Annotated in this window: 11 protein-coding genes and 1 riboswitch; of the genes, 8 read left to right on the top strand and 3 right to left on the bottom strand. The window is 52.4% G+C overall.

Annotated features, from left to right (window positions below; genetic code table 11):
- The first annotated feature begins 5 nt into the window (after window positions 1–5).
- The 5 genes from ACLQ3M_RS07350 to rpsR all read left to right on the top strand — a co-directional run bounded on the left by ACLQ3M_RS07350 (window position 6) and on the right by rpsR (window position 3,210).
- Window positions 6–1,076 (top strand): RING finger protein, encoded by a 1,071-nt coding sequence (locus tag ACLQ3M_RS07350; RefSeq protein ID WP_411677046.1) that lies wholly within the window; start codon window positions 6–8, stop codon window positions 1,074–1,076.
- Window positions 1,077–1,088: 12 nt separating this feature from the next.
- Entirely contained in the window at window positions 1,089–1,964 is an 876-nt protein-coding gene (galU, locus tag ACLQ3M_RS07345; RefSeq protein ID WP_411677045.1) for a UTP--glucose-1-phosphate uridylyltransferase GalU, read from the top strand.
- A 135-nt stretch (window positions 1,965–2,099) separates the two neighbouring features.
- On the top strand, window positions 2,100–2,444 hold the full coding sequence (rpsF, locus tag ACLQ3M_RS07340) for a 30S ribosomal protein S6 (RefSeq protein WP_411677044.1): 345 nt from the start codon (window positions 2,100–2,102) through the stop codon (window positions 2,442–2,444).
- Window positions 2,445–2,450: 6 nt separating this feature from the next.
- Window positions 2,451–2,915: a single-stranded DNA-binding protein gene (locus tag ACLQ3M_RS07335; RefSeq protein ID WP_411677043.1), complete on the top strand. Its 465-nt coding sequence runs from the start codon at window positions 2,451–2,453 to the stop codon at window positions 2,913–2,915.
- A gap of 37 nt (window positions 2,916–2,952) precedes the next feature.
- Window positions 2,953–3,210, top strand: a complete 258-nt coding sequence (gene rpsR, locus ACLQ3M_RS07330) for a 30S ribosomal protein S18 (protein WP_066643583.1) — start codon at window positions 2,953–2,955, stop codon at window positions 3,208–3,210.
- Between the two features lie 129 nt (window positions 3,211–3,339).
- Here rpsR and ACLQ3M_RS07325 read toward each other — a convergent pair whose 3' ends face one another.
- The 3 genes from ACLQ3M_RS07325 to pyrB form a co-directional block, all read right to left on the bottom strand.
- The gene (locus ACLQ3M_RS07325; RefSeq protein WP_411677041.1) at window positions 3,340–5,067 is read right to left on the bottom strand and encodes a PASTA domain-containing protein; all 1,728 of its coding nucleotides are present in this window, start codon (window positions 5,065–5,067) and stop codon (window positions 3,340–3,342) included.
- A gap of 44 nt (window positions 5,068–5,111) precedes the next feature.
- On the bottom strand, window positions 5,112–5,858 hold the full coding sequence (locus ACLQ3M_RS07320) for a YebC/PmpR family DNA-binding transcriptional regulator (protein WP_411677040.1): 747 nt from the start codon (window positions 5,856–5,858) through the stop codon (window positions 5,112–5,114).
- Window positions 5,859–5,942: 84 nt separating this feature from the next.
- Window positions 5,943–7,016, bottom strand: coding sequence for an aspartate carbamoyltransferase (gene pyrB / locus ACLQ3M_RS07315; RefSeq protein WP_411677039.1), 1,074 nt, complete (start codon window positions 7,014–7,016; stop codon window positions 5,943–5,945).
- Window positions 7,017–7,189: 173 nt separating this feature from the next.
- Between pyrB and ACLQ3M_RS07310 the strand changes: the two genes are divergently transcribed.
- The 3 genes from ACLQ3M_RS07310 (at window position 7,190) to ACLQ3M_RS07300 (ending at window position 12,952) form a co-directional block, all read left to right on the top strand.
- On the top strand, window positions 7,190–10,087 hold the full coding sequence (locus tag ACLQ3M_RS07310; RefSeq protein ID WP_411677038.1) for an acyl-CoA dehydratase activase: 2,898 nt from the start codon (window positions 7,190–7,192) through the stop codon (window positions 10,085–10,087).
- Between the two features lie 14 nt (window positions 10,088–10,101).
- Window positions 10,102–11,400, top strand: a complete 1,299-nt coding sequence (locus ACLQ3M_RS07305; protein ID WP_411677037.1) for a 2-hydroxyglutaryl-CoA dehydratase — start codon at window positions 10,102–10,104, stop codon at window positions 11,398–11,400.
- Between the two features lie 100 nt (window positions 11,401–11,500).
- Window positions 11,501–11,584, top strand: a riboswitch (cyclic di-GMP riboswitch).
- 45 nt (window positions 11,585–11,629) lie between these two features.
- Window positions 11,630–12,952 (top strand): diguanylate cyclase, encoded by a 1,323-nt coding sequence (locus tag ACLQ3M_RS07300; RefSeq protein WP_411677036.1) that lies wholly within the window; start codon window positions 11,630–11,632, stop codon window positions 12,950–12,952.
- Window positions 12,953–12,996: the final 44 nt, after the last annotated feature.

The following is a 12,996-nucleotide window of genomic DNA, read 5'->3' as shown; positions in this document are numbered from 1 at the left end:
CCAGTATGACGAATTATGTCGGTTTGAAATGTCCGGTCTGCGGCAAGACATTCACGGCCGAGGACGATATTGTAGTCTGCCCCCAATGCGGAGCGCCGTATCATCGGGACTGCTACGCGAAAGCCGGAAAATGTGTCTACGAAGACAAGCACGGCACACCGGACGCCTGGACGCCGCCCAGGCAGCATAAAGAGGACGGAACTCAGGGAAGGACGAAGCAGTGCCCGCGCTGCGGTTCTTTTAACTCTGACCAGGCCCTGTTCTGCGAGCACTGCGGCCAGTCCCTGTCCTCTGACCGTCCGGAGTACCCGGGCGTTACACCACCCCCGCCCAGCCGGACGCAAAACAACGCTCCGTATGGCGGGCAGGGAAACAATCCTCCGCCGCCATACGGAAATTACGGGCAGACCGGCTTCCCCGGCAGCCCGCCGCCGTATTACCCCTCCGTCGGCATTCCTAATCCCAATGAACCGATTGACGATATTCCGGTTGGCGACGTGGCGCGTTTTGTTCAGAGCAACTCGCAGTACTACCTGCCTATTTTTATGAACCTGAAAAAATTCGGGAAAAACAGGTTTAATTTCTGCGCCTTTCTTTTTCCCGGAGCGTGGATGCTTTACCGAAAAATGTACAAAGTCGGTTCCGTCGTTACGGCGGTTATGTTCGGCCTGTACATAGCGTCCGCCTGGGTATCCGAGCATTTTCTAAATCCGATTTACCAGTCCCTGTTCCTGCAAACCGGCATTGCCGGCGACACGCTGACCCCAAGCAACGATCAGATTGAAAAGCTGATGGGACTCATTGCAAAACTTCCCACTTATCAGCTCTATTTAATGATGGTGCCGGCTCTTGTATTTTTCGCCCAGCTGATCCTGATGTTTATTTTCGGTTTTTCCGGAAACCGTATGTATTTAAAACACTGCATCGGCAAAATCGGCGCGATTCGGAAAGAAACCGCCCGCCCCTCGGAAAGCACCGTCCGGATGCAGGAAGAGGGCGGGGTTAACATTTCCCTCGCAATCTGTCTTGGGATATGCTATTTAATTCTTTCTTACATCCCATCCATCTTTTATTAGGAGAATTCAGATATGAAAGTTACAAAAGCCGTTATTCCGGCGGCGGGGCTCGGAACCAGAGTCCTGCCCGCCACCAAATCCATGCCGAAGGAAATGCTCCCGATTGTGGACAAGCCGGCCATACAGTATATTGTGGAAGAGGCGGTCCGTTCCGGCATTACGGATATCCTGATTATTACAAATCGCGGCAAGGGCCTGATCGAAGATCATTTTGACCGCGTGCCGGAGCTTGAGGCTAGGCTGACGAAAAGCGGCGCGGAAAAGGAAGAAATTCTGAAAGAGATCGTCGGAATCGCCCACAAGGCCAACTTCTACTTTGTCCGCCAGAAGGAAACCCGCGGGCTGGGCCACGCCGTCGGCTGCGCGAGGTCCTTCGTCGGTGACGAGCCGTTTGCCGTTCTCTACGGAGACGACGTCATCATCGGAGAAGACCCCGCCTGCGCCCAGCTGATCCGGGCCTACGAAGAATACGGCAAGGGCGTTCTGGGCGTGAAAAAGGTTTCAAAAGAAGCAATCGGCAAATACAGCTCCCTGAAGGTCGAGCCATTAAGGGACAACTGGTTTTCCTGCACCGACATGGTTGAAAAACCGACACCGGACAAGGTGCTTTCCCTCTATTCCATCTTGGGCCGCTGCGTTCTGACCCCCGAGATTTTCGACATTCTGGACCATACGGACCCCGGCGCGGGCGGAGAGATTCAGCTGACTGACGCCATGCGCACCCTCGCGCGGCGCGACGGTATGGTTGCGGTCGATTACACCGGAACGCGCTATGACATGGGCAACAAGCTGGGAATCATGAAAGCTCAGGTTGAGGTCGGCCTGAACCATCCGGAGATCGGGCCGGAATTCCGTGAGTATCTGAAAGAAATCTGTAAATCGCTGTAACGCGCGGGACAAATTTTCTATTGACGGATTCCTCACCGACTGATATAATAAAGCATGATAAGCCGCTTTCGCGGCTTTTATCCTTGCTCCGGGCTCTGTTCCGGGGCCACAAGTCCAGAAGGAGGTGTTTTAACAATGGCAGATGTAAAAATTTCCTATGAAACCGTATTTATTCTTTCCACCAAACTGGGAGAAGAAGGGATCACTTCCACCGTTCAGAAGTTCAAGGATCTGATCGCGGAAAACGGCACTATCGACAATGTTGACGAATGGGGCAAGCGCAGACTGGCTTACCCGATTCACAAGGAAGAAGAAGGCTATTACACGCTGATCGCCTTTACCAGTTCTCCGGAGTTCACTGCGGAACTGGACCGTATTTACAACATTACCGACGGCGTACTCCGTTCCCTGACCGTAAAGAAGGAAGCTCCGGAAAAGAAACCGGAAACGGACAAGACGGAAGAGAAAAAGGAAGCGTGACCTGAAATGCTGAATGTCGCTGTTTTAATGGGAAGGCTTGTCGCGGATCCCGAACTTCGGCATACGCCGAACGGGATCTCCGTAACCAGTTTTACCATTGCCGTGGACCGATCCTATGTAAAAGCCGGTACCGATCGTCAGACGGACTTTATTGATGTCGTGGCATGGCGCAACACCGCTGAATTTGTCTGCAAATATTTCCGTAAAGGCCAGTTGGCTGCTGTGCAGGGTTCCATTCAGACCCGGTCTTACACCGACAAAGACGGAAATAAACGCAAGGCGGTTGAGATTATTGCCGACAACGTTCATTTTGCAGAGCCGAAGCGGGAAGGAACAGCTTCCTCCGGCAATTATTCCGCCCGGACCGGGAGTCCGACGAATGACCGCAGTGAGCAGCCGGCGCCCGCGTATGCAAACGGCGATACAGCTGATTTTGAGGAAATCCCGTCCGACGACGATCTTCCCTTCTGACCAACCATTAGTTTGAAAATGAATAAGGAGGTTTCTCATGGCTGACAATCAAGACAGACCCGTAAGGGAGCGCAGAGGCGGCCGCAAAGGCCGTAAAAAGGTCTGCAGCTTCTGCGTGGATAAAGTCGATACCATTGATTATAAAGATGTCGCAAAGCTTCGCCGCTTTGTCTCTGAGCGGGCTAAAATTCTTCCCCGCAGAGTTACCGGCACCTGCGCTCATCACCAGCGCGAACTGACTGTAGCAATCAAGCGTGCGCGTCACCTTGCTCTGCTTCCGTTCAGCAGCGACTGAGTCTGATAAAATTAAAACGCTGTCCCGGAATGCCGGCCGAAGCCGGCGCCGGGGCAGTTTTTTACATGTCATGCGGTTCGCTAAATTTAAGGCCGGGGCTTTTTGCCCCGGCCTTGTGCATCCTCGTTTTTAACCGCCGGAAGAAGCGCCTGACGAATTGGCGGAAGGGTTCGGGTTCGGTCCTTTACTGACAACAATGACGACTTTGGACCCGTATGCCATCTGACTGCCTTGCTTTGCGTCCTGATAACCGATGACAAGGCCGGACGGAACTTTGCTGCTATACGCTTCCGCTTTGGTTGGAACAAATCCCGCCGAAGTCACATCTTCAGAAGCATCCGGCAGAGTTTCCCCCGCGATCTCAGGAAGAGTCCTCACCGCCGTCCCTTCGCTGACGACCACCACAATGGCCGTCCCCTTCGCCATCTTACCATCTGCCGCCGGCTGCTGCGAGATAATGCATCCCTCCGGAACCGTATCGGAAAACTGCCTGGAAGAAAGAAGAACCTGGTACTCTGTTTCCGTGTTGGACGATACGGCGGCAACCAGCTGGTCATAATTTTGTCCCACCAGATTCGGAACGGTGATCTGTTCTTCAGCGGAAGAATCCTGCGTCATCATTTTCGCGGAGTACTGCTGCCCCGAAGATTCCGAGGATGCAGCCGACGAAGTCTCCGCCGTGGTTCCGGTCGTCAGATTGCGGCTGTCGGCAGGAGTCCGGCTGATCCAGAAAACCCCGATTGCCGTAAAAACGACCAGCATCACGGCGCATGAGGCAAGCACCCAGACAAACCCCGGCAGCTCACGCTTCTTCTTTTCCCGGCTCTTCTGCTGATGGGATTCGGCGTTAGTCTGAACCCGGCCGATCCGTCTGGTTTCCTCCAGCGCGGCGGTTACCGCGGGTGCAAGCGAAAGCTCCGTGCGCAGGCGTTCAAAGGTCGGCGTCCGGCGGTCCGGGGATACCTGAAGCGCATTGGCCAGTGCGGTAACCAAATAGGGCGGCAAAGTTTGAAGCACAGCCGTGGGAATATAAAGGCGAGGGTCGTTCCTTCTCTTTAACGCGTCCGGCGGAAGAGTTCCGGTCAGCGCAAAAAACAGAGATGCGGCAAAGCCGTATACATCCGTCGCCTCGTCCGGTTTGTAATCCATGATATACTGCTCGATGGCAGCGCAGCCGGGGACCATGTCCGGCGGCAGATCGGTGTCCATCTGCCGGACGGCCCCGATGGAAAACCCGCCGAGCTTCATGCGGCCATCCTCCATGATGGAAAGCGTATCCGGGGAAATTCCAAGATGCCCGATGGAATGGGCATGGAGGACACTCAGTGCCGAAAGGACGGGCATAAAAAGCTGCCGAGCGGTATTCCAGCTGAGCCTTCCTCCGCTTCTTTCTACAAAATAACGCAGCGTAATGCTGTCGTTCCACTCTGAAATGGTGTACGCCGTGTGGTTTTCTTCGAAAATATCATAAATCTGCAAAATCGCGGAAAGCTCCCGCATATGAGCAATTTCTCTTGAATAGCTTAAAAAACGGGCAAAGGACTCGTTGAAAATAATTTCGCTGCCGCCGATGACCCGCACATCCGCTCCGTTGGCGGCCCTTTCACTAAGAGTCTGTGGGAAAAATTCGTGCAGCTCGACCGGAATGTTCAAGACGGTGTCATATCCGATGTAAGTAATTCCCTCTCCGTTGCTTCTTTGGGCCACGCCGACCAGATACCGATTTTGCAGCATCGTTTTCAGCGGAAGGGCGTGCTTCATCTGAGGCTCATCCCCGCGGTACCCGCAGTGCGGACAAGCCCCTTCTTCTGTTTTTTCGGACATGCAGTTCATACACAGATTTGCCGGATCAGTCATATTGCCGCCTCCGAACCATTCATCACGATCTTTGCCGGGTTTGTTTAGTTTTCTTCATCCTGGTCCGAATTATCCCAATTGTGCCATACGTTCTGCACGTCGTCGTTGTCTTCCAGGGTGTCGAGCAAGCGCTGCATTTTCACAGCCGCATCCGGATCTTCCAGCTTCACAGTCGTACTGGGGACCATTTCGACTTCGGCAGACACGAATTCATAGCCTTTCTTTTCAAGATCGTTCAGGACGCCGCTGAAATCGTCCGGCTCCGTGTCAATTTCAAAGACGTCGTCATCCGACTGAAAATCGGACGCGCCTGCTTCCAGTCCGTCCTCCATCACCTTGTCTTCCGAAAGGCCTTCTTTTTCAATTAAAATAACGCCCTTACGCTCAAAGAGGAAGGAAACGCAGCCGTTTTGGCCAAGGTTTCCGCCGAACTTATCAAAATAATGCCGGATATCGCCGGCGGTGCGGTTGCGGTTATCCGTCAGCGTTTCCACAATGACGGCGATTCCGCTCGGGCCATAGCCCTCGTACTGAATGGTCTCGTATTTGTTTTCGTCCCCTTCGCCCGCGGCTTTCTTGATGATGCGTTCAATATTGTCATTAGGAACATTGGCAGCTTTTGCCTTTGCAATGCAGTCCCTTAAGCGAGAATTTGCATTCGGGTCCGGTCCGCCGCCCTGTTTCACCGCCACGGCCAGTTCGCGCCCAATTTTTGTAAAGACCTTCGCCTTGGCTCCGTCTGTTTTTTCTTTTTTACGTTTAATATTATTCCATTTTGAATGGCCCGACATAAATAAAGTCCTCCAAACTTTAAATAGCACTTGTTTTTCATCATAGCACAGTTTTCCGGAAATGGCAAGCAGGGCCGGAGCCCTCTAAATCAAGGTGCCTCCGTCGCAGTAAGAGCACAGAAGCATGTCCCCGGCTTCCGTAAACAGGCTCGGCAAATAATGTTCCGTCTGTGTAATACATTTTGGGTTGGAGCAGCGGTGCGGATGCGTGGAACGCGGAATTTTTCTTTTTTCCGGCCTGTCCCGACTCTGCAGAATGGTCAGGATCAGGGCCATTCTGGCATATACGCCGTAGACCGTCTGGTCAAAATAAGAAGCGCGCGGGTCGTTGTCCACATCGACCGTGATTTCGTCCACGCGGGGCAGCGGATGCAGTATTTTCAAATCCGGTCTGGCGCTTCTGAGTTTTACGCCGTCCAGAACAAAGACTCCCTTTTGCCGCTCGTATTCCTCAAGACTTGCAAAACGCTCCTGCTGAATCCGGGTCATATATAGCACGTCAAGTTCCGGAAGAGCCTGCTCAAGACTTGCCGCCTCAGTGTAGCAACAGCCCGCGGCGTCCATAACGTCCCGCACATATTTCGGCAGCGCCAGTTCCGGGGTGGAAATCAGAACAAAAGAGGAACCTGGAAAACGGGTCATCGTCCGAATCAGCGAATGGACGGTTCTTCCGTTTTTCAGGTCCCCGCACAGGCCGATCCTCAAATGGTCCAGCCTTCCCTTTTCATTATATAAAGTCACAAGGTCCGTCAAAGTCTGCGTGGGATGCAGATGCCCGCCGTCCCCCGCGTTGATAATGGGAGACTTTGAATAAAGCGACGCCGCAGCCGCAGCGCCTTCCCGAGGATTCCGCATCACAATCACATCCGCATACCCGCTGACGACCGTGATGGTGTCCTTCAGGCTTTCCCCCTTGGAGACCGACGTATTTTCCGGATTGTCAAAGCCGATCACTTCGCCGCCAAGACGGTACATTGCCGTCTGAAACGACATTTTTGTGCGCGTGGAAGGCTCGTAGAACAGCGTCGCCATTATTTTGCCGCGGCAGGACTCCCGATAGGCCCAGGGGTTCTTGCGGATACTGTCGGAAAGCGCGATCAAATCCATGATTTCTTCCACGGACAGCTGGTCCAGATCTATCATGTCATAAAGCTGCATCAGGTTCACCCCGTACTTTCTCTGTTGATTTCGAGTAATATTTTAACATCGCGGCGGCAAAAGTACAAGACGGACTTTCAATTTTAAAAAAGAATCCCTTGACAGATTTGCTATGATTGAATTAGAATGAGTTGTTAACATATAAACGACTGAGGAAATGGCAGGGCATTGCGATGAAAATTGGATTGGATGTTGGCTCCACCACAATAAAATGCGTCGTCATGGATGAAACAGGCAATATTTTGTATCGTTCCTATGAACGGCATTATTCAAAAATCACTGAAAAAATGACGGAACTTCTGGAAAAAGTCCGCCGTGAATTCAGTCTGGACGAGACGGCAAAGCTGACTGTTTCAGGCTCCGCCGGAATGGGAATCTCCCAGACCTGCGGCCTTCCCTTTGTTCAGGAGGTTTACGCGACCCGCATCGCGGTCGGAAAGCTGATCCCCGACGCGGACGTGATTATAGAGCTCGGCGGAGAAGACGCAAAAATTCTGTTTCTTTCCGGCGGACTGGAGGTGCGCATGAACGGTTCCTGCGCGGGCGGAACCGGTGCCTTTATCGATCAGATGGCTACCCTTTTGAATGTTTCGTTGGAGGAAATGGACAGCCTCGCAGCCCGGTATGAGAAAATTTACACCATCGCTTCACGCTGCGGGGTCTTTGCGAAGTCGGACGTTCAGCCGCTGCTGAACCAGGGCGCAAGGGCAACGGACATCTCCGCCAGCATTTTCGCCGCCGTCGCAAACCAGACGATTGCCGGTCTTGCCCAGGGCCGGCCAATCCGCGGCAAGGTGGTTTATCTGGGCGGGCCGCTGACTTTTCTGCCGCAGCTGCGCGACAGCTTCGACCGCGCACTGAAGGTAACCGGCGTCTGCCCGGAGGATTCCCTTTATTATGTCGCCATCGGCGCTGCGTACTGCGGGGCGGTTGAGACAAATCTTGTGGAAGCTCTGGAAAGCATCCGGAAATACGGTTCCACCGGCAGCTTTCTCTCCATTCCTCCGCTGTTTCGGAATGCGGCGGAATATGAAGAATTCTGCCAAAGGCACGCGCAGTGCAAAGCTCCGCGCGGCGACATCGATAAATACAGCGGTGACGCGTATCTGGGCGTCGACGCGGGTTCCACCACGGTCAAAGCCGTTCTGCTCGGCAGGGACGGGGAAATTTTAGACTCCATCTACAAAAGTAATTCCGGCAACCCGGTCCCTATCATCCGGGACTATCTGCTCGGTATTGATCAAGAACACCCAAATCTCCGTATTTCGAAGAGCGCGGTCACAGGCTACGGAGAAGAGCTTCTGAAAAACGCGTTCGGAATCGACTACGGCATTGTGGAAACCGTCGCGCATTTTACCGCCGCCAAACACTTCCGCCCAAACGTCGATTTTGTCATCGACATCGGCGGGCAGGACATGAAATGCTTTAAAATTCGCAACGGCGCTGTGGACAATATTTTTTTGAACGAAGCCTGTTCTTCCGGCTGCGGTTCGTTTCTGCAGACGTTTGCCAACACGCTCGGCTACGAAATTCCGGAATTCGCGAAGCTCGGGCTGTTCGCGGAGCATCCCGTGGACCTGGGCTCCCGCTGCACTGTGTTTATGAATTCCCAGGTCAAGCAGGCGCAGAAGGACGGCGCGACCACGGAGGATATCTCCGCCGGCCTTTCGGTCAGCGTGGTGAAAAACGCGATCTACAAGGTCATCCGCGTCCCGAACGCCGAAGAACTCGGGAAAAATATTGTCGTTCAGGGCGGAACCTTTCTGAACGACGCGGTACTGCGCGTTTTTGAAAAGGAGCTCGGCGTGGAGGTCACCAGACCCGACATCTCCGGTCTGATGGGCGCCTACGGCGCGGCGCTTTACGCCATGAGCAAACCGGCGGCGCAAACCACGCTGGTCGGCCCGGAAGAGCTCGAAAATTTCAAGCACGAAGTAAAAGTAACCAACTGCGGTTTGTGCAGCAATCACTGCAGACTGACCATTAATATTTTCGGGGAGAACCGGCGCTTTATCGGCGGGAACCGCTGCGAAAAGCCCGTTACCAAGCGCAACTCGAAAAGCGAGCTGAACATGGTCGCCTACAAAATGGATCTTCTGGCTTCCTACCGCAAATCCGAGCCGGGGCCCAGGGGAAAAATCGGGATTCCCATGGGGCTTAACCTGTACGAGCTGCTCCCGTTCTGGCACAGCTTTTTTACCTCCCTTGGGTTTGAAGTGGTGCTTTCCCCGATGTCGGACCGCGAACTGTACCTGAACGGACAGAGCACCATCCCGTCCGACACCGTCTGCTTTCCCGCGAAACTGATGCACGGCCATGTGCAGGCGCTGATCGACGAAGGGATTCAGAATATTTTCTACCCCTGCATGTCGTACAATTTCGACGAAGGAATCTCCGACAACCATTACAACTGCCCGGTTGTCGCCTATTATCCGGAAGTGATCGCCGCCAACATGAGCACGCTCGAGGGCCGCAACCTGATTCACGATTACGTCGGCATTCACCGCAAACACGATTTCCCTGTCAAAATGCATGCCATTCTGCAAAAAAGCTTTCCGGACATCACCGTACGAGAAGTAAAACGCGCGGCGAAAGCGGCGTACGGCGAATACGGCCGGTACATGGAACAGGTCCGGCAAAGGGGCGACGAAATGATCGCGCAGGCGGAGCGGGAAAAGCTTCCGATCATTATTCTGAGCGGCCGGCCTTATCATTTGGACCCGGAAATCAACCACGGCATCGACAAGCTGATCGTCAGTCTGGGCGCCGCCGTCATTACGGAGGACATCGTCAGCCGAAGAGTCGGCAAAGTCCATACGGATGTTTTAAACCAGTGGACATATCACGCCAGACTGTACGCCGCGGCAAAATACGTCTGTTCCAGACCGGATATGAATCTGGTTCAGCTGGTCTCGTTCGGTTGCGGAGTCGACGCCATTACAACCGATGAAGTCCGCAGGATTCTGGAAGAGGGCAATAAAATCTACACGCAGATCAAAATTGATGAAATCACAAACCTTGGCGCGGTGAAAATCAGGCTGCGCAGCCTGTTCGCCGCTCTGGAACCGTGAGGGGGTGCGTTACTATGGCAAAACTGAAATACAACAAGCAGGGGCGTCTTCTGTTTACAAAGGAAATGAAAAAGGATTACACCATCCTGTGTCCGATGATGGCGCCGATTCATTTCCGGCTGATTGTCAATGTTATGAAAAACTGCGGCTATCAATTTGAACTGCTGAGCACAACCGGCCCCAACATCGTACAGGAGGGACTCAAATACGTTCATAACGACACCTGTTACCCGGCTCTTCTTGTCATCGGGCAGTTTATCGACGCACTGCATTCCGGAAAATACGACCTGAACAAAACCGCGCTGATTATAACCCAGACCGGCGGCGGATGCCGCGCCTCCAACTACATCCATCTGCTGCGCAAGGCGCTGAAAAAAGCCGGCCTGGAACAGGTTCCCGTGATTTCTCTTAATCTGTCGTTTCTGGAACGGAATCCGGGCTTTCAGATCACGCTTTCCATGGTGCGGAAATTTGTCGCAGGCGTCGTTTACGGCGACGCGCTGATGCTGCTGCACAATCAGACGGAGGCTTACGAAATCAACAAGGGTGACAGCGGGCAAAAGGTTGAAAAATGGATTGCGGACCTTTCGGAGCAGTTTAACCGGGGCCGCGGCCTGTCTCTGAAAGAACAAAGGAAAAACCTGAACGCGATCGTTCACGATTTCGCCGCCGTTCCGGTTCAGAAAACACCAAAGGTCAAAGTCGGTATCGTCGGCGAAATCTATGTGAAATACGCCGCGCTGGGAAACAACAATCTGGAGGGATTTCTGCGCGGGCAGGACTGTGAAATCAACGTTCCCGGTATTATGGGCTTCGCGCTGTTCAAGGTGGACAACCGTCTGGAGGACATCAGCCTGTACGGGGGAAACCCGGCGAAAAAATTCGTGGTGCAAAAGCTGATGAACTACCTGACGAAAATGCAGGACATTCTGATTGACGCGGTCAAAACCGAACCAAAGTTTCTGGCGCCGACTCCTTATACTCACACCAAAAGCCTTGTCAAGGACATTATCGGCTACGGTGACAAAATGGGAGAAGGCTGGCTGTTGACGGCCGAAATGATGGAATTGACCGAACAGGGCTATGAAAACATCGTCTGCGCGCAGCCGTTCGGCTGTCTGCCAAACCATATCTGCGGCAAAGGTATGATCCACAAAATCAAAGCCGTTGACGAGCGTTCCAACATTGTTCCAATCGATTACGACCCCAGCGCGACCAGAGTCAACCAGGAAAACAGGATCAAGCTGATGCTGGCTGTGGCAAGAGAAAAACTTCCGAATCAGAAAGGAAATATTAGCCAATACAGTAAATAAATATTTGTTTATATCTCCAGAATTGCCTTTTCCGGACAAAAACATATTGCATAGATTCTTTTTGTGATTTATACTTTTCTTATGCAATAGTTCCTGCCAATAAGTAAAATGGCAAATCCGCCGAAAGACGGAGACGCAAAGCCAAGGGGCTAAACCCGACAGGGCACGCCAGCCGGTTGCACTTTTCACCGCAAATTCCCATGCGGTGATGGATTGGAGGAGTCATTCCGTGAAAGGGAAATCGTTCTGGTTTTTGATTTTAGGTTTTTCATTGTCCGAAATTCTGACCGCGTTACTGACAAACGGATTCCACAAGATCACGGCGGAATCCGTGATCCTCTCCTCATTAGTTTCGCTCCTCCTTCTTTTGGCGATCTGGTACCGTTATGTAGACAAACCAACCTCTGATTTTCTGGATGCGATCAACCGGGCAATCCGGGGTGATTTCCGCGCTCGATTTTCCTGTTATGATGAAAACGATAATTTTCATCGGCTGTCCGTTTCTTTCAACCATCTGATGACCTGCGTTGAAAATCAAACGGAAGAACTGAAAGAAAACCGAAGGCTTCAGGTTCAGCTATATGAAAATGAGAAGATCTATCGGTCTGCGCTTGAATTAACCTGCGAGCGCATCTTTGAAGCAGACTTAACCCATAATCGTCTGATTTACGGGCGTGAGGGTTATCAAAGAGTTTTTTCTTTCTTAAATACCGAAATGTTTGACGATATGATTCGCAGCATTGCGGATTATGCCGTTTACGAAGAAGATAAAGAGAAATTTTTTCAAACCTTTGACCGGCGAAATCTAATGGAAGCTTTTCGAGCATCCGAGATTCCCGAGATCACCCTTGAATACCGGCAGCAGCTGCCTTCCGGCGCATTAAAATGGGTTTCTTCTTCCGTCATCCGGAGCGGAAATTCCGGTGACGGGCTGAAAGTGATCGGTTACGTCAAAAATATTGACGAACGTAAAAAACAGGAACTGGAAATTCTAAAGCAGTCGCGCAAAGACGGTTTGACAGGCATTTACAACAAGAGCTTTACCCAAACTCTGATTGAGGATTTTCTGGCTGGGGCGGGAAAGAGCGGCCGCCACGCCGCCATCATGATCGACATTGACAATTTCAAGCGGATCAACGATACGCTGGGGCACATTCAGGGGGATACGGCTCTTTCCCAGGTTGCGCAGAAGCTGTCCGGGCTGTTTCGCTGCTCCGATATCGTTGGTAGAATCGGCGGCGATGAATTTTTTGTGTTTATGAAGGACTATTCCTCCTCCGACACCTTAACGGAAAAACTGAACGCGGTCAAAAATCTGTTCGGCGAAATCCGCCTTGAGGACTCTTCGTACCGAGTCAGCGGCAGTGTCGGCGTGTCCCTGTATCCGGAAGACGGAGAGGAATACCGGGAACTGTACAAAAAAGCAGATCACGCACTGTATTATTCAAAAGCCCACGGAAAGGATCAGTACCATATTTATGTCGGAAACACGGCGGAAAATCAGAAGGATGTTTCTTCTAAGACTCAAATGATTCAAACTCCGGCTACATAGATTACAGTAAAAAAAGAGCCCGCGCAGTGCGCGGGCTCTTTTCC

The sequence above is a fragment of the Caproicibacter sp. genome, assembly GCF_046707225.1.
Classification (GTDB): domain Bacteria; phylum Bacillota; class Clostridia; order Oscillospirales; family Acutalibacteraceae; genus Caproicibacter.
This window is presented reverse-complemented; position numbering and strand designations above follow the sequence as displayed.